Origin of the sequence: Simplicispira lacusdiani, assembly GCF_003604195.1 — a bacterium.
In the GTDB taxonomy this organism is placed as follows: Bacteria; Pseudomonadota; Gammaproteobacteria; order Burkholderiales; family Burkholderiaceae_C; genus Simplicispira; species Simplicispira lacusdiani.
This window is the reverse complement of the sequence record NZ_QXGR01000002.1, coordinates 96,840-113,187: the sequence shown is the minus strand read 5'-3', so window position 1 is coordinate 113,187 and position 16,348 is coordinate 96,840. Positions and strand designations below refer to the sequence as shown.

At 67.2% G+C, this 16,348-nt stretch carries 14 protein-coding genes and 1 riboswitch; of the genes, 11 read left to right on the top strand and 3 right to left on the bottom strand.

Translation table 11 applies throughout. The annotated features are described in order from the left end of the window. From D8S75_RS17575 to D8S75_RS03105, 3 genes are all read left to right on the top strand, one after another. Window positions 1–177: a hypothetical protein gene (locus D8S75_RS17575; RefSeq protein ID WP_198673132.1), complete on the top strand. Its 177-nt coding sequence runs from the start codon at window positions 1–3 to the stop codon at window positions 175–177. Window positions 178–186: 9 nt separating this feature from the next. After that, window positions 187–306, top strand: a riboswitch (TPP riboswitch). 112 nt (window positions 307–418) lie between these two features. After that, window positions 419–2,323 carry a phosphomethylpyrimidine synthase ThiC gene (gene thiC, locus D8S75_RS03110; protein WP_119964491.1) on the top strand — a complete coding sequence of 635 codons (1,905 nt, stop codon included), beginning with the start codon at window positions 419–421 and terminating at the stop codon, window positions 2,321–2,323. 174 nt (window positions 2,324–2,497) lie between these two features. Next, window positions 2,498–4,144 carry a methyl-accepting chemotaxis protein gene (locus D8S75_RS03105; protein ID WP_119964490.1) on the top strand — a complete coding sequence of 549 codons (1,647 nt, stop codon included), beginning with the start codon at window positions 2,498–2,500 and terminating at the stop codon, window positions 4,142–4,144. Between the two features lie 14 nt (window positions 4,145–4,158). Here D8S75_RS03105 and D8S75_RS03100 read toward each other — a convergent pair whose 3' ends face one another. From D8S75_RS03100 to ilvA, 3 genes are all read right to left on the bottom strand, one after another. Further along, entirely contained in the window at window positions 4,159–4,728 is a 570-nt protein-coding gene (locus D8S75_RS03100; protein ID WP_119964489.1) for a histidine phosphatase family protein, read from the bottom strand. Then, window positions 4,725–5,543: an adenosylcobinamide-GDP ribazoletransferase gene (locus D8S75_RS03095; RefSeq protein WP_119964488.1), complete on the bottom strand. Its 819-nt coding sequence runs from the start codon at window positions 5,541–5,543 to the stop codon at window positions 4,725–4,727. Before D8S75_RS03095 ends, D8S75_RS03100 begins: the two co-directional genes overlap by 4 nt. A 94-nt stretch (window positions 5,544–5,637) precedes the next feature. Continuing rightward, complete coding sequence (ilvA, locus tag D8S75_RS03090) at window positions 5,638–7,227, bottom strand: threonine ammonia-lyase, biosynthetic (protein WP_119964487.1); 1,590 nt, start codon at window positions 7,225–7,227, stop codon at window positions 5,638–5,640. Between the two features lie 315 nt (window positions 7,228–7,542). On the opposite strand from ilvA, the gene D8S75_RS03085 reads away from it, so the two are divergent. From D8S75_RS03085 to D8S75_RS03050, 8 genes are all read left to right on the top strand, one after another. Next, a complete protein-coding gene (locus D8S75_RS03085; RefSeq protein WP_119964486.1) occupies window positions 7,543–7,992 on the top strand; it encodes an OsmC family protein in 450 nt (149 codons plus the stop codon). A 323-nt stretch (window positions 7,993–8,315) separates the two neighbouring features. Then, on the top strand, window positions 8,316–9,221 hold the full coding sequence (locus D8S75_RS03080) for a porin (RefSeq protein ID WP_119964485.1): 906 nt from the start codon (window positions 8,316–8,318) through the stop codon (window positions 9,219–9,221). A gap of 213 nt (window positions 9,222–9,434) precedes the next feature. Continuing rightward, window positions 9,435–11,015 (top strand): ABC transporter substrate-binding protein, encoded by a 1,581-nt coding sequence (locus D8S75_RS03075; RefSeq protein WP_119964484.1) that lies wholly within the window; start codon window positions 9,435–9,437, stop codon window positions 11,013–11,015. Window positions 11,016–11,141: 126 nt separating this feature from the next. Continuing rightward, window positions 11,142–12,122 (top strand): ABC transporter permease, encoded by a 981-nt coding sequence (locus D8S75_RS03070; RefSeq protein ID WP_119964483.1) that lies wholly within the window; start codon window positions 11,142–11,144, stop codon window positions 12,120–12,122. Between the two features lies 1 nt (window position 12,123). Beyond that, complete coding sequence (locus tag D8S75_RS03065) at window positions 12,124–13,341, top strand: M20 aminoacylase family protein (protein WP_119964482.1); 1,218 nt, start codon at window positions 12,124–12,126, stop codon at window positions 13,339–13,341. An 18-nt stretch (window positions 13,342–13,359) separates the two neighbouring features. Beyond that, entirely contained in the window at window positions 13,360–14,271 is a 912-nt protein-coding gene (locus D8S75_RS03060) for an ABC transporter permease (protein WP_119964481.1), read from the top strand. Between the two features lie 27 nt (window positions 14,272–14,298). Continuing rightward, on the top strand, window positions 14,299–15,276 hold the full coding sequence (locus D8S75_RS03055; RefSeq protein WP_119964480.1) for an ABC transporter ATP-binding protein: 978 nt from the start codon (window positions 14,299–14,301) through the stop codon (window positions 15,274–15,276). Further along, a complete protein-coding gene (locus D8S75_RS03050; protein ID WP_119964479.1) occupies window positions 15,273–16,292 on the top strand; it encodes an ABC transporter ATP-binding protein in 1,020 nt (339 codons plus the stop codon). The genes D8S75_RS03055 and D8S75_RS03050 overlap by 4 nt, the downstream gene beginning before the upstream one ends. The last annotated feature ends 56 nt before the right edge of the window (window positions 16,293–16,348 follow it).

Genomic DNA, 16,348 nt, shown 5'->3' with positions numbered 1-16,348 from the left:
ATGTTGCTGTTCCGCTGGCTCGTCATGCTGCTGCTGTTCGTGGCGGCGCTGTGCTTCGCGTTCTACGCCGGCACGGGCAAGGCGCGCTACAAGCGGCTGGGTTTCATCGTCCTCAAGTGGACGCTGATCGCGGCGGGGGTCTTCTTCGCCGTGCTGATCCTCGAACGCGGCATCTGACCTATACTCGCGCCTGCTCCGGGGTGTGCTGATGCGCTGAGATGCAAACGGCCTGTGATACAGGCCTGCTGCGAACCCGACGAACTTGATCCGGTTCATACCGGCGGAAGAAGAGCCGACCCTCCCAGTTTGCGTGGCTGCCCATCCGGCAGGCACGCCGCACCGCAGGCACCACCCGTGTCCGCGGCGGGCGCAGGTCCAGTCCGGAGCACCCCACCATTCGGACCCAGGAGACCTGACCATGAACGCCCCCGACCCCCTCGCCCGTGAATCCTTCGCCGCCCACCTGGCGCGCGCCCGCGAGCCCTTCCCGGCCTCGCGCAAGGCCTATCTGCCGGGCCAGCTGCACCCGGGCCTGCAGGTGCCGGTGCGCGACATCCAGCTCACCAACGGCGAGGTGGTCAGCGTCTACGACACCTCGGGTCCCTACACCGACCCGCAGGCCGTGATCGATGTGCGGCGCGGCCTGCCCAGCGTGCGCGGCGCCTGGATCGGCGCGCGCGGCGACACCGAAAGCTACGCAGGACGCCCGCCGGTGGCGCTGGACGACGGCCAGAAGAGCGAGGACGCCGCCCGCCTGGCGCAGCTGCGCCTGGAGGCCGCCGCCTTGCAGCGCAAGCCCCTGCGCGCCAAGAGCGGTGCCAACGTCACGCAGATGCACTACGCCCGCAAAGGCATCATCACGCCCGAGATGGAGTACGTGGCGATCCGCGAGAACGGCCGCCGCGAGTGGATGGCGCAGTACCAGCAGGACGCCGCGCGCGAGCAGCGCCTGATGGGCAACCCGCTGGGCGCGAGCATCCCGAAGATCATCACGCCCGAGTTCGTGCGCGACGAAGTGGCGCGCGGCCGCGCCATAATCCCGGCCAACATCAACCACCCCGAGGTCGAGCCCATGGCCATCGGGCGCAACTTCCTGGTCAAGATCAACGCCAACATCGGCAACTCGGCCGTCACGTCGAGCATCGAGGAAGAGGTGGAGAAGCTGGTCTGGGCCATCCGCTGGGGCGCCGACAACGTGATGGACCTGTCCACCGGCAAGAACATCCACACCACGCGCGACTGGATCGTGCGCAACTCGCCCGTGCCCATCGGCACGGTGCCGATCTACCAGGCGTTGGAAAAAGTGGGCGGCATCGCCGAGGACCTGACCTGGGAAATCTTCCGCGACACGCTGATCGAGCAGGCAGAGCAGGGCGTGGACTACTTCACCATCCACGCCGGCGTGCGTCTGGCCTACATCCACCTCACGGCGCAGCGGCGCACCGGCATCGTCTCGCGCGGCGGCTCCATCATGGCCAAGTGGTGCATGGCGCACCACCGCGAGAGCTTCCTGTACGAGCACTTCGAGGACATCTGCGACATCATGAAGAGCTACGACGTGGCCTTCAGCCTGGGCGACGGCCTGCGCCCAGGCTGCGCGTCCGACGCCAACGATGAAGCCCAGTTCGCCGAACTGCACACGCTGGGCGAACTGACGCAGATCGCCTGGAAGCACGACGTGCAGACCATGATCGAAGGCCCCGGCCATGTGCCCATGCACATGATCCAGGCCAACATGACCGAGCAGCTCAAGACCTGCCACGAGGCGCCGTTCTACACCCTGGGCCCGCTGACCATCGACATCGCGCCGGGCTACGACCACATCGCCAGCGCCATCGGCGCCGCCATGATCGGCTGGATGGGCACGGCCATGCTGTGCTACGTCACGCCCAAGGAGCACCTGGGCCTGCCCGACCGCGACGACGTGAAGCAGGGCATCATTGCCTACAAGATCGCCGCGCACGCTGCCGACGTGGCGAAGGGCCACCCCGGTGCCCGGGCGCGCGACGACGCGCTCAGCCAGGCGCGCTTCGACTTCCGCTGGCAGGACCAGTTCAACCTGGGCCTGGACCCGGAGACGGCGCAGGAATACCACGACGAGACGCTCCCGAAGGACAGCGCCAAGGTGGCGCATTTCTGCTCCATGTGCGGGCCGAAGTTCTGCTCCATGAAGATCACGCAGGAAGTGCGCGACTTCGCCGCACAAAAGGGGCTGGCCGAGGATGCTGCACTGCAGCAAGGCATGGCGAGCAAGGCCGAGGAGTTCCAGCGCGCCGGCGGCAGCTTCTATGTGCCCCTGCACCCGGTATCCGGGCAGTCCTGACGGGCGGCTCCGTCCCCTCACGCATGAAAACCCCGCCCGGTGGGCGGTGAATACCCTGTGGGAGGGTGCGGTTGGCTCGTTTATATTCGTATCCAAATGCATCCCACAAGGGTGCGGTCTGGGCAGGGCAAAAAATGGCTGATGCCTGTGGAATCAATTTGAGGAAGGTGAGCCATGAATGTTCTGGGCCGTCTGTCGATCCGAGCGCGCCTGTATTTCGGCACGATTTTTTCTTTGGTCCTGATCGTCGTGATCGGCGCCATGGGCTATGTGGCCCTGGACCGCACGCGCGGCACGCTGCAGGAGCTGTTCTCGCAGCGCGTGCAGACCCTCACCGACATGGCCGAGCTGCGCACCGTGCTGGGTGACGTGCGCCGCATCGAGAAGGACATCATCATCAACTTCAACAACAGCGTCGAGGTCTCGTCGCTGCGCGAGCGCTGGGCCGCCACGCTGGCCGATCTGCGCAAGAGCGTGGCCGCCGTGCGCCAGGTCCAGGCGGCCGATGCGGCGTTCGTGGCGAGCATCGACAAATCGCTGGCAGAACTCAAGCAGTACGAGACCGGCATCGTGCCGATCTTCGAGCAGATCGAGGGCGCGCAGCTCGATGGCGCGGGCGGCGGCGCCTATGCGAGCCGGCTGCGCCAGCACATGGAGGCGACGGACAAGCTGTTCGCCGACCTCGCCACCACGGCGCGCGCCCAGATGGACGAGGCCCGCCAGGGCGTGGAGTCGCGCACCGCCTCCATGTCCGTGCTGATCGGCGTGGCGCTGCTGCTGGGCCTGGGGGTGCTCATTCCGCTGACCTTCTTCAGCGTGCGTTCCATCACCCGCTCGCTGGCCCAGGCCAGTGAACTGGCCGAGCGCATCGCCGGCGGTGACCTGTCGCACGATGTGCAGGTGCAGCAGCAGGACGAGGTAGGCCAGCTCGTGGCCGCCATGGGGCGTATGCAGGAGGCGCTGCGCGGCCTGGTGCACCAGGTGCAGGAGGCGGCGGGCAACATCTCCACCGCCAGCTCCGAGATCGCCAGCGGCAACCACGACCTGAGCCACCGCACCGAGCAGACGGCGGCCAGCCTGCAGGAAACCGCCTCATCCATGGACCTGCTCACCAGCACGGTGCAGCACAGCGCCGAGTCCTCGCGCCATGCCAGCGATTTCGCCACCTCCGCTGCGGCCGTGGCCGGGCGCGGCGGCGAGGTGGTGTCCCAGGTGGTCAGCACCATGGACCAGATCACCGCCAGCTCGCGCAAGATCGGCGACATCACCGGCGTCATCGACAGCATTGCTTTCCAGACCAACATCCTGGCGCTCAACGCCGCCGTCGAGGCGGCCCGCGCGGGCGAGCAGGGCCGGGGCTTCGCCGTGGTGGCCTCCGAGGTGCGCAGCCTGGCGCAGCGCAGCGCCGAGGCCGCGCGCGAGATCAAGGCGCTCATCGGCGCCTCGGTGGACCGGGTGGAAGACGGCGCGCGCCTGGTGGGCCAGGCCGGCGAGACCATGACCGAGATCGTGGGCAGCGTGCGCCGCGTTTCCGACATCATTGGCGAGATCACGGCCTCGTCGGCCGAACAGCGCGACAACATCGCCCAGATCAGTCAGGCCGTGCGCCAGCTCGACCAGATGACGCAGCAGAACGCCGCGCTGGTGGAACAGTCCACGGCGGCCTCGGAGTCGCTGCGCGAGCAGGCCAGCGGCCTGACGCGCGCGGTGAGCCAGTTCAAGCTCAAGGGCGGCATGTCCGCCATGCCCGCCGCCGTGGCGGCGCCAGCGCGCGTGGGCGAGGCGAAGGCGCTGGGCCGCTCGTCGCTGCGGCTGAAATAACCCCGCCCGCCGGCTCAGTCCAGCGGGTAGCAGGCCCATTGCCCGGGATCGGGCGCCGCGTGCGGCCATTCGTCCGAGCGCGGCAGGGCGCCCGCGCGCCCCGGTGCCTCCAGCAGCCATTGCACGCAGCGCGCCACGCCGGCGTGGCTGATCCACAGCACGTCGCCTGGCGGCCCGGTGCGCGCCTCGTGCAGCGCCGCCGCCACGCGGTCCAGCATGGCCGCCAGGCAGTCGCCGCCGCCCGGGCGGTGTTCGGCGAAGCGGGCGGTCCAGGTGTCGATGTCCTCCCGGGCGATGGTGTTCCAGGCGAGGCCTTCCCAGGCGCCAAAATCCATCTCCACCAGTCGGGGGTCGGGTTTGGGTGTCAAATCAGGCCGCAGGGCTTGCAGTGCCAGCGCTAGATGCTCGCATCTTTGTAGCGGTGAATGGTGGGCGGGCAGCCCGGCGGGCAGCGCCTGTGCCATGCGCCGGGCGCAGTCGGCCGTGGCGGCCGGATCGGCGGGCACGTCGAGCGCGCCATAGCAAATGCCCGGAGCGATCAGGGGACGGGCGTGGCGCACCAGCCAGAGCCGGCGGGTGCTCATGCCCCGGGTCCGAGGGCGCCCAGCGACAGCGCGGCGCCGAGGTAGAAGCCGATTTCGCTGATCTGCTGCGTGGCGCCCAGGCAGTCGCCCGTGAAGCCCTGCAGGCGCCGCGCGAACCAGCGGCCCATCCACCCGGCGGCGAGGGCGCTGCAGGTGATGGCTGCTCCTGAAAACAGAGCGCCCTGCGCTTGCCATACAAGGGCCAGAGGCAGAAAGCACCACAAGAACGCCGCAGCCAGCGCGCGCCCCGTGATCTGGTCGGCCAGCGGCTTGCTTTTGGAGCGCGCCGTGTCCCCCACATGCGCCATGGAGCGCACCAGCAGCAGCGGCCAGAAGCGCGACAGCACATGCGCGCCCCCCAGTGCCGCCAGCACGGCGGTCAGGCTGTGCGCGCCCAGCAGGGCCAGCAGGCTCAGCTTGGCCAGCAGCGCCAGCACCAGGGCCATGGCGCCGAAGGCGCCGATGCGCGAGTCCTTCATGATGTCGAGCGCGCGCTCGCGGTCCAGGCTGCCGCCCAGGCCGTCGGCCACGTCGGCCAGGCCGTCTTCATGGAAACCGCCGGTCAGCAGCACCGTGGCCACGGTGCCGAGCACCGCCGCCACCAGCGGCGCCAGGGGGGTGGGCGCCAGCGCCCACTGCAGCATGCCCTGCACGCCGACGGCCACCCCCGCCACCAGCCAGCCCACGCCGGGAAAGTGCGCGTTGCTGGCGCGCAGCATGGCCGGGCTGTAGCCCACCCACGCGGCCAGCCGGCCGGTGACGGGGATGCGCGTGAAGAACTGCACGGCCAGCAGGTAGTGGCGCAGGGCTTGCATGGAATGCTATTCAATCAATAGCTTCTGGCGCTTGTGCTGTCTTGCTTTCATGATCATTTATCTCTGAAGTCATTGACAGAAAAGCGCGGCGTGCTCACTTTTTTGAATCGCTGGCGGCGCCTGCGGGATGGGCCTGCAGGAACAGCCGGTAGGCCGGGTTCAGGGTTTCCTCCACCCAGGGGTAGCCCAGCGTGGCGAGGAAGGCGTCGAAGGTGGCGTGGTCCCCGGGCGGCACCTGCATGCCCACGAGGATGCGGCCGTAGTCCGCGCCCTGGTTGCGGTAGTGGAACAGCGAGATGTTCCAGGTGGGCTGCATCAGGCTCAGGAACTTGAGCAGCGCGCCGGGGCGCTCGGGGAAGGTGAAGCGCAGCAGGCGCTCGTCCCGTGCCAGCGCCGAATGGCCGCCGACCAGGTGGCGCAGGTGCTCCTTGGCGAGTTCATCGTGCGTGAGGTCCAGCGCCTCGAAGCCATGGCGGCCGAAATTGCGGGCGATCTTCTCCGACTCGCCCTTGCCGCTGGTGGTCAGGCCGACGAACACATGGGCCCGGGCCGCGTCGCTGATGCGGTAGTTGAACTCGGTCACGTTGCGCGGACCGCCGGGCAGGCCGCCGATGACCTCGCAGAAGCGCCGGAAGCTCCCCCGCTCCTCGGGGATGGTGACGGCCAGCAGCGCCTCGCGCTCCTCGCCCACCTCGGCGCGCTCGGCGACGAAGCGCAGGCGGTCGAAGTTCATGTTGGCGCCGCAGAGGATGGCGGCGTAGGTCTCGCCCTTGGCCTTGTGCGTGGCCACGTATTGCTTGATGGCCGCCACGGCCAGGGCGCCGGCGGGCTCGACGATGCTGCGCGTGTCGACGAAGATGTCCTTGATGGCGGCGCAGACGGCGTCGGTGTCCACGCTGATGAACTCGTCCACCAGGCCGCTGGCCACGCGGAAGGTTTCCTCGCCCACCAGCTTCACGGCCGTGCCATCGGAGAACAGGCCCACGTCCGGCAGCGTGACGCGCTCGTTCGCCTTGACCGACTGGATCATCGCGTCCGAGTCGTTCATCTGCACGCCGATCACCTTGATCTCGGGCCGCACGGCCTTGATGTAGTTGGCCACGCCCGACACCAGGCCGCCGCCGCCGATGGCCACGAACACCGCGTCGAGCCGGTTGCTGCCCAGGCTTTGCAACTGGCGCAGGATCTCCATGGCGATGGTGCCCTGGCCGGCGATCACGTCGGGGTCGTCGAACGGGTGCACGAAGGTCAGGCCCTGTTCCTTCTCCAGCAACACGGCATGGCCGTAGGCGTCGGAATAGCTGTCGCCGTGCAGCACCACCTCGCCGCCGAGCGTGCGCACCGCGTCCACCTTGAGCTGCGGCGTGGTGGTCGGCATGACGATGACGGCGCGCGTGCCGAGCTTGTGCGCGCTCATGGCCACGCCCTGGGCGTGGTTGCCGGCCGAGGCGCAGATCACGCCGCGCTGCAGCTGCTCCTGCGTGAGGTGCGCCATCTTGTTGTAGGCGCCGCGCAGCTTGAAGCTGAACACGGGCTGCTGGTCCTCACGCTTGAGCAGCACCTTGTTGTGCAGGCGGCGGCTGAGGTTCTTGGCGGGCTCCAGATCGGACTCGACGGCCACGTCGTAGACGCGGGCGGTCAGGATCTTCTTGAGGTAGTCGGCGGGGGTGAGGTGCTGGGTCATGGGGCAAATGCTGCGCCGCCGCAACGGGGGTGGCGGGGCACACATCATAGGGGGTGGCGCCAAGCCGCCGCCGACCCGCCACGCCGGACAAAAAAAAGCCCCGGGCCGCGGGGGCCTGGGGCGTAATCCACCAGGGGAGGTGGAGGAGACAACTGGCGCAGGGCAGTGACGCTGGGTCTTCCTGCCATCAGCCCGTTCCGGAGGGATCGGGCCATGCATGGCGCAAGTTTAGCGCAAGCCTTGTTGCGTCGCAGCATGGATACGTATTTGTACGATACAGTCTGTCCGAAAAAAACCACGCACCAGGAGAAACGCATGGAATGCACAGTGAGCTGGACTGGCGCCGCCGGAACGCGGTCCGGAATGGGATTCATCGCCGAAACCGGCAGCGGCCATGTCCTGGCCATGGATGGCGCGCCCGATGCCGCCAACCCCGCCAACGGCGGACAGAACCTGGCCCCCCGGCCCATGGAGACGGTGCTCGCGGGCACGGGCGGCTGCACGGCCTACGACGTGGTGCTGATCCTCAAGCGCGGGCGCCACGATGTGCGTGGCTGCAGCGTGAAGCTCACCTCCGAGCGCGCGGCCACCGACCCCAAGGTCTTCACGCGCATCCACATGCAGTTCACCGTGACGGGCAAGGGGCTGCCCGCGGCGGCCGTGGAGCGCGCCATCGCCATGAGCCACGAAAAATACTGCTCCGCCAGCATCATGCTGGGCAAGACGGCGGAGATCACCACGGGCTTCGAGATCGTGGAAAGCTGATTTGCATGCATTTGCCGCAGAGAAACCGGGTTTTGCCACAGAAATTGCACATGGATACAAAAGAGTGCGGGTGCAGCGCGGCGGGCGCGCTTTCCGGGGGGCATTCTTCCCCGGTGTTTGGGAGTGTTGCAACACGACAACGAAAAACCTTTTTGGGGCGCGTTCAGGGTGAATTCCTTTGCGAAACCGCCCGACGTCTGGTGCAATAGCAACAACTTCCCCACCAGGAGGTTGGCCCGGGGAACCGGCGGGACTGTGCAGGTGCCACAACACCCAAGACCCCCCGTACCGGCGCCCTATGTTTAACCTTGGAGTAACTCGCAATGAAAAAATCCCTGATCGCCCTGGCCGTGCTGGCTGCTTCCGGCGTCGCCATGGCGCAATCTTCCGTCACCCTGTACGGCGTGGCCGACCTGTCCCTGGCTAAGGCCTCCGGCGTTTCCGCTCAAATGAGCGGCAATGGCGTGATGAACAACGGCAACAGCCGTCTGGGCGTGCGCGGCGTGGAAGACCTGGGTGGCGGCCTGAAGGCTTCCTTCAACTTCGAGCAAGGCATCAACGCTGAATCCGGCAACACCGACGCTGCTACCTTCCAGCGCGCTGCTTGGCTGGCTCTGTCGGGTGGTTTCGGCCGCTTCCAAATGGGTCGTACCCTGACCCCCAGCTTCTTCGGCGTTGCTGCCTGGGAACTGACCGGTACCGCCAACTACTCCGCCGTGGGCAACCAGTTCGGCTTCGCTGGCGTTGGCCCCCGTAACAACAGCGTGTTCCAGTACACCACCCCCAACATGGGCGGTTTCAGCGGCACCCTGGGCTACATCATGAAGCCCGACAACGGTGGCAATGCCAAGTACGACCTGAACGCCATCTACGCTCAAGGCCCTCTGGCTGCAGCCCTGTCCTACAACAAGACCAACGGTGCCAAGGGTAACTTCGCCCTGGGCGCTGCTTACGACTTCGGCAGCTTCAAGCTGGCCGGTTCGTGGCAAGATCCCGCTGGCGTCGCCAAGGGCTTCACCATCGGTGGTACCGTGCCCGTCGGTGCTTTCGCTCTGACCCTGGACATCGCCCGCGACACCGGCTTCAAGGACACCGACCTGCTGCTGGAAGCCAAGTACGCTCTGTCCAAGCGCACCTTCGCTTACGCTGCCTACTACAAGGACGGCGACAAGAAGCTGGTCACCGGCGCCAAGAGCCACTTCGGCCTGGGCGTTCGCCACAACTTCTAATGGTTGGCTGGCGTAAGCCAGTTACCGTTAGCGGATCAAACCGCCAACCTTCGGGTTGGCGGTTTTTTTTTGCGGCCAATGCGTGGAGCGACGGATGCCACGCGCAGCGCGGATGTTGCAAAACCCTCGGGAACGCCCGGAATTCAGGGATAACCCATTGGTCACCTTGCACGGCTTATTGCATAGTCGCCTTTTTAAATTCAAGAGGGTTTCATGAAACTCAATTTCAGCCTGCTGTCGATTGCCGCTGCCGTGGCGGTTCTGGCCGCGCCTGCCGCGCAAGCCAAGCCGTTCAAATGGTCCAGCCAGGGGGAAATCTCCACCTGGGACATCCATTCGCAGAACAACGCCCTGCAAAGCGGCCTGCATGCGAACGTGTACGAAAGCCTGGTGTACTACAACAGCAAGACCTTCGAGGTCGAACCCGTGCTCGCGACCTCGTGGAAGGAAGTCAGCCCCACGCAGGTCCGTTTCACCCTGCGCACGGGCGTGAAGTTCCATGACGGCTCCAGCTTCACGGCCGACGACGCGGTGTATTCGCTCAACCGCGCGATGGCCAAGACCTCCAACTTCACGCCCTTCGTGCAGGGCATCACCAAGGTCGCCAAGGTGGATGCGAACACCATCGACGTGTTCCTCGCGGCGCCCAATCCCGTGCTGGTCCGCCAGATGACGGAACTGCGCATGATGAGCAAGGCCTGGGCCGAGAAGAACAAATCGGTCGAGCCCAAGGACATGAAGGCCTCGGACGAGAACTTCGCCCACCGCAATGCCATGGGCACGGGCCCCTACACGCTCGAATCCTGGCAACCCGACGTGAAGATGGTCTTCAAGCGCAACCCGAACTGGTGGGGCAAGATGGACGGCAACGTGACCGAGATCGTCTACACCCCCATCAAGTCGGCCGCCACGCGCATTGCCGCGCTGCTGTCGGGCGAGGTGGACATGGTGCTGGACCCCACGCCCCAGGATCTGGGTCGCCTGCGCTCCAGCCCCGATCTGAAGGTGGTGGACGGGGTTGAGAACCGCACGATCTTCCTGGGCATGGACCAGTTCCGCGACGAGTTGCCGGGCTCGAACATCAAGGGCAAGAATCCGCTCAAGGACCAGCGCGTGCGCAAGGCCCTCTACCAGGCCATCGACGTCAACACCATCTCGCGCAACATCATGCGCGGCCTGGGCAAGCCGACGGGCGCCCTCGTGGCGCCCCAGGTGGCGGGCTGGACCGAGACCGTGGGCAAGCGCTTCCCCTACGATGTGGAAGCCGCCAAGAAATTGCTGGCCGAAGCCGGCTATGCCGATGGCTTCGAGGTGGACTTTGCCTGCCCGAACAACCGTTACATCAACGACGAGGCGATCTGCCAAGCCGTGACGGCCATGTGGTCGCGCATCGGCGTCAAGGCCAAGCTGCGCACCCAGCCCGTGGCGACCTACTTCCCCATGATCCAGCGCTACGAGGCCAGCATCTACATGCTGGGCTGGGGCGTGCCGACCTTCGACGCGCTCTACAGCCTGCAGTCGCTGGTGCGCACCGTGGGCCAGGGCGGCGACGGCAACTACAACGTGGGCCGCTACAGCAACCAGCGCATGGACTACCTGGTGGACCGCATCAAGGCCGAAACCGACGCTCCCGTGCGTGCCCGCATGCTGACCGAGGCGCTGCAGCTGTCCAACGACACCGTTTCGCACATTCCGCTGCACGACCAGGTCATTCCCTGGGCCATGAAGAAGAACATCGAACTGGTGCACCGTGCCGACAACCGCGTGGACATGCGCCTCGTGAAGGTGAACTGATATAGTTCCTGCCCCAGGGATGGCGGGGCTACCGCGCCGCCATCCAGCCCGTGGGCTTGATCCCTGCGCCCGGCCCACCACAAGTGGCCCGGGCGCGCCATCGAACACAGACTCGATTTTTCGCCGATGCTTGCATTCATCCTGCGCCGCCTGATCCAGGCCGTGATCGTCATGGTGACGGTGGCTTTCATCTCCTTCATGCTGTTCCAGTATGTCGGCGATCCCGTTGTCTTCATGCTGGGCCAGGATGCGACGCCCGAGCAGGTCCGCGAGCTGCGCGCCAGCCTGGGCCTGGACCAGCCCTTCATCGTGCAGTTCTGGCATTTCCTGGCCAATGCCGCCCAAGGGGAGTTCGGCCTGAGCCTGCGCCAGGGCGCCAAGGTCTCGCGCCTGATCGCCGAGCGCTTCCCGGCCACGCTGGAGCTGGCCCTGGTGGCCGCTTTCCTGGCGCTGCTCGTGGGCGTGCCCATGGGGGTCTATGCGGCCCTCAAGCGCGGCAGCTTCACCAGCCAGGTGTTCATGACGCTGTCGCTGCTGGGCGTCTCGCTGCCGACCTTCCTCATCGGCATCCTGCTGATCCTGGTGTTCTCGGTCACGCTGGGCTGGTTCCCGAGCTTCGGCCGGGGGCAGGTGACGCAACTGGGCTGGTGGAGCACGGGGTTGCTGACGGCCAAGGGCTGGCACCACATCACGCTGCCAGCCATCACGCTGGCCATTTTCCAGCTCACGCTGATCATGCGCCTGGTGCGCGCCGAGATGCTGGAGGTGCTGCGCACCGACTACATCAAGTTCGCCCGCGCCCGCGGCCTGACCACGCGCGCCATCCATTTCGGCCATGCGCTCAAGAACACCCTGGTGCCCGTGATGACGATCACCGGCCTGCAACTGGGCGGCCTGATCGCCTTCGCCATCATCACCGAGACCGTGTTCCAGTGGCCCGGCATGGGCCTGCTGTTCATCCAGGCCGTGACCTTCGCCGACATCCCGGTGATGGCGGCCTACCTGTGTTTGATCGCGCTGATCTTCGTGGTCATCAACCTCGTGGTGGACCTGCTGTATTTCGTGGTCGATCCCCGCCTGCATGTGGGCAAGGGCGGAGGGCACTGACATGCAGCCGCACCGCCTCAAGGCTGGCGGCCGCGCCTTCGCGCACATCGCGCAGTACCACCCCGAACTGACCGCGCTGCGCCGCGACCTGCACGCGCACCCCGAGCTCGGGTTCGAGGAGGTCTACACCAGCGCGCGCGTCAAGGAGGCGCTCAAGCTGTGCGGCGTGGACGAGATCCACGACGGCATCGGACGCACCGGCGTGGTCGCCGTCATCCGGGGGCGTGGCCGGTCCAGCGGCGCCATGGTGGGCCTGCGCGCCGACATGGACGCCCTGCCCATCGCCGAGGACAACGAGTTCTCCTGGAAGTCCTGCAAGCCGGGGCTGATGCATGGCTGCGGCCATGACGGGCATACCGCGATGCTGGTGGGCGCCGCGCGCTACCTGGCCGAGACGCGCAACTTCGATGGCACGGCCGTGCTCATCTTCCAGCCGGGCGAGGAGGGCTACGGCGGTGCCCGCGTGATGATGGAGGACGGCCTTTTCGAGCGTTTTCCGGTCCAGTCCATCTATGCCATGCACAACTGGCCGGCGCTCAAGCCCGGCGTGGTCGGCATCAACCCCGGTCCCATGATGGCAGCGGCCGACCGCATCACCATCGAGATCACCGGACGCGGCGGCCATGGCGCGCATGCCTACCAGACGGTGGACGTGGTGCTCGTGGCGGCGCACATCATCACGGCGGCGCAGAGCATCGTCGCGCGCAACGTCCGCGCCATCGAAAGCGCCGTGCTCAGCCTGTGCGCGGTGCAGGCGGGCGACCTCGGCGCCTTCAGCGTGCTGCCGGGCACGGCCCGCATCGTGGGCACGGTGCGCACCTTCGACCCACAGGTACAGGAGATGGTGGAGAAACGCCTCAAGGATCTGTGCAATGCCGTGGCGCTGGGCTTTGGCGCCAGCGCCACGGTGCACTACGAGCGCATCTATCCCGCCACCATCAACTCCGAGGCCGAGGCGCAGTTCGCGGGCGACGTGGCCGAATCCCTGGTGGGGGCCGACCATGTGGTGCGCGACCTGGAGCCCAGCATGGGCGCCGAGGACTTCTCCTTCATGCTGCAGACCAAGCCCGGAGCCTATCTGCGCCTCGGGCAGGGCGCGGGCGCGAGCGGCAGCGCCCTGCACAACAGCCGCTACGACTTCAATGACGAAATCCTTCCCCTGGGCTCGGCGTTGCACGCCAGCCTGATCGAGCAGGCCATGCCCTTGGCCAGCCCGTGACCCCAAGAGACCTTTGCGATGAAAACGACCCTTGCCCGCTGGTTCGACAGCGATATCGGCTACAGCTTCCGTACCTCGCCCGTGGCGATGGCCGCGGCCGCCATTGCCTTCGTGTGCGTGTTCTGTTCGGTGTTCGCCGGATGGGTGGCACCGCACAACCCCTTCGACCTGGCCACGCTGGAGCTCAGCGACTCGCGCCTGCCCCCGGCCTGGAGCGCCGAAGGGAGCCGCAAGTACCTGCTGGGTACCGACGACCAGGGGCGTGACATCCTCTCGGCGCTGGTCTACGGCGCGCGCATCTCGCTGGTCGTGGGCCTGGCCTCGGTGCTGCTGTCGGTGCTCGTGGGCGTGGCTCTGGGCTTGCTGGCGGGCTTCCGTGGCGGCTGGATCGACGGCCTGCTCATGCGCCTGTGCGACGTGATGCTGTCCTTTCCAGCCATCCTCGTGGCCCTGCTGATCGCGGGCGTGGGCCGCGCGCTGTTCCCCAACGCGCACGAGTCGCTGGCCTTCGGCGTGCTGATCATCTCCATCTCGCTCACGGGCTGGGTGCAGTACGCACGCACCGTGCGCGGCTCCACGCTGGTCGAGCGCAACAAGGAATACGTGCAGGCCGCGCGCGTCACCGGCGTGTCCTCGCTGCGCATCATGCGCAAGCATGTGTTGCCTAACGTGCTGGGCCCGGTGCTGGTGCTGGCCACCATCCAGGTGGCCACGGCCATCATCACCGAGGCCACGCTGTCCTTCCTGGGCGTGGGCGCGCCGCCCACCTCGCCCTCGCTGGGCACGCTGATCCGCGTCGGCAACGACTACCTGTTCTCGGGCGAGTGGTGGATCACCGTCTTCCCTGGTGCCATGCTGGTGCTGATCGCCTTGTCGGTGAACCTGCTCGGCGACTGGCTGCGCGACGCTCTCAACCCCCGTCTGCGCTGACCACGCACCCATTTCCCCGAAGTACCCATGTCCCTCCTCGAAGTCAAAAACCTCGTTGTTGAATTTCCGGGCCGCCGCGGCACCCTGCGGGCCCTGAATGACATTTCCTTTTCCATCGCGCCGGGCGAGATCCTCGGCGTGGTGGGTGAATCGGGCGCTGGCAAGTCGCTCACGGGCGCGGCCATCATCGGCCTGCTGGAGCCGCCGGGCCATGTGGCCTCGGGCCAGATCCTGCTCGAAGGCCAGCGCATCGACAACCTCGGCCACGAGCAGATGCGCCACATCCGGGGGCGGCGCATCGGCGCCATCTTCCAGGACCCGCTGACCTCGCTGAACCCGCTCTACACCGTGGGCAAGCAGCTCACCGAAACCATCCTCACCCACCTGCCCGTCTCGGCCGCCGAGGCGCGCGTGCGCGCCATCCAGCTGCTCAAGGACACCGGCATCCCGGCGGCCGAGCAGCGCATCGACCACTACCCGCACCAGTTCTCGGGCGGCATGCGCCAGCGCGTGGTGATCGCCCTGGCGCTGGCGGCCGAGCCACAGCTCATCGTGGCGGACGAGCCCACGACGGCGCTCGATGTGTCCATCCAGGCGCAGATCATCCAGCTGCTCAAGAACATCTGCAAGACGCGCGGCGCCGCCGTGATGCTGATCACGCACGACATGGGCGTGATCGCCGAGACCTGCGACCGCGTGGCCGTGCTGTATGCCGGCCGCATCGCCGAGATCGGGCCGGTGCACGAAGTCATCAACCACCCCGCCCATCCCTACACCGTGGGCCTCATGGCGTCCATTCCCGACATGGAGCAGGACCGCGAGCGCCTCAACCAGATCGACGGAGCCATGCCCCGCCTCAACGCCATTCCCCCGGGCTGCGCCTTCAACCCGCGCTGCACCCGCGCCTTCGACCGCTGCCTGAAGGAGCGCCCGGACCTGCTGCAGGCCGGCGCCACGCGCGCCGCCTGCTGGCTGCACGACGCCCGCAGCGAGGTGGCCGCATGAGCACGACGACCATGGACACCGCCCGCCAGCCCCTGGTGCAGGCGCACGACCTGGCGCGCACCTTCGACGTCTCGCCGCCCTGGCTCAACCGCGTGCTCGAAGGCAAGCCGCGCACGCTGCTGCACGCGGTCGATGGCGTGAGCTTCGAGATCGAGAAGGGCCAGACCCTGGCCCTGGTGGGCGAGTCGGGCTGCGGCAAGAGCACCGTGGCGCGCCTGCTCGTGGGCCTGTACGAGCCCACGCGCGGCGGCCTCACCTTCGACGGCCAGGACGCGCACGCCGCCTTCAAGGGCGGCAACGCCAAGGCCATGCGCCGGCGCATCCAGATGATCTTCCAGGACCCGTATGCCAGCCTGAACCCGCGCTGGCTGGTCGAGGACATCATTGGCGAGCCGCTGCGCGAGCACGGGCTCATCACCGACAAGGCGCAGCTCAAGGCGCGCGTGGGCGAACTGCTGCAGTCCGTGGGCCTCTCGCCGCTGGACATGGCGAAGTACCCGCACCAGTTTTCGGGCGGGCAGCGCCAGCGCATCTCCATCGCGCGCGCCCTGGCCACCGAGCCCGAGTTCCTGGTGTGCGACGAGCCCACCAGCGCGCTCGACGTCTCGGTGCAGGCCCAGGTGCTCAACATCATGAAGGACCTGCAGCGCCAGCGGCGGCTCACCTACCTGTTCATCAGCCACAACCTCGCCGTGGTGCGCCACGTCAGCGACCAGGTGGGCGTGATGTACCTCGGCCGCCTGGTGGAGCTGGCCGACAAGAAGACGCTGTTCGAGGCCCCGCGCCACCCCTACACGCGCATGCTGCTCGACGCCATCCCGAAGATGCACGACACCGGCAAGGCGCGCACCCCGGTGCAGGGCGAGGTGCCCAACCCGCTCAACCCGCCGCCGGGCTGCGCCTTCAACCCGCGCTGCCCGCACGCCAACGAGCGCTGCCGCGCCGAGCGCCCGCAGCTCCTGACGCTGGGCGGTATCCGCATCGCCTGCCATGCCGTGGAGGAAGGCCGGATCTAGCGTAATTGCTACTAAAAAAGTAGCTATTCGCGCTTGCTCCATGGGCCTCAAGGCCC

Excerpts from the sequence above, each read along its gene's own strand:
- D8S75_RS03055 (WP_119964480.1), top strand. The coding sequence starts at position 14,299 with ATGTCCCTCCTCGAAGTCAAAAACCTCGTTGTTGAATTTCCGGGCCGC.
- D8S75_RS03060 (WP_119964481.1), top strand. The coding sequence starts at position 13,360 with ATGAAAACGACCCTTGCCCGCTGGTTCGACAGCGATATCGGCTACAGC.
- D8S75_RS03075 (WP_119964484.1), top strand. The coding sequence starts at position 9,435 with ATGAAACTCAATTTCAGCCTGCTGTCGATTGCCGCTGCCGTGGCGGTT.
- D8S75_RS03065 (WP_119964482.1), top strand. The coding sequence starts at position 12,124 with ATGCAGCCGCACCGCCTCAAGGCTGGCGGCCGCGCCTTCGCGCACATC.
- D8S75_RS03050 (WP_119964479.1), top strand. The coding sequence starts at position 15,273 with ATGAGCACGACGACCATGGACACCGCCCGCCAGCCCCTGGTGCAGGCG.
- D8S75_RS03100 (WP_119964489.1), bottom strand. The coding sequence starts at position 4,728 with ATGAGCACCCGCCGGCTCTGGCTGGTGCGCCACGCCCGTCCCCTGATC.
- D8S75_RS03085 (WP_119964486.1), top strand. The coding sequence starts at position 7,543 with ATGGAATGCACAGTGAGCTGGACTGGCGCCGCCGGAACGCGGTCCGGA.
- ilvA (WP_119964487.1), bottom strand. The coding sequence starts at position 7,227 with ATGACCCAGCACCTCACCCCCGCCGACTACCTCAAGAAGATCCTGACC.
- D8S75_RS03105 (WP_119964490.1), top strand. The coding sequence starts at position 2,498 with ATGAATGTTCTGGGCCGTCTGTCGATCCGAGCGCGCCTGTATTTCGGC.
- D8S75_RS03080 (WP_119964485.1), top strand. The coding sequence starts at position 8,316 with ATGAAAAAATCCCTGATCGCCCTGGCCGTGCTGGCTGCTTCCGGCGTC.
- thiC (WP_119964491.1), top strand. The coding sequence starts at position 419 with ATGAACGCCCCCGACCCCCTCGCCCGTGAATCCTTCGCCGCCCACCTG.
- D8S75_RS03095 (WP_119964488.1), bottom strand. The coding sequence starts at position 5,543 with ATGCAAGCCCTGCGCCACTACCTGCTGGCCGTGCAGTTCTTCACGCGC.
- D8S75_RS17575 (WP_198673132.1), top strand. The coding sequence starts at position 1 with ATGTTGCTGTTCCGCTGGCTCGTCATGCTGCTGCTGTTCGTGGCGGCG.
- D8S75_RS03070 (WP_119964483.1), top strand. The coding sequence starts at position 11,142 with ATGCTTGCATTCATCCTGCGCCGCCTGATCCAGGCCGTGATCGTCATG.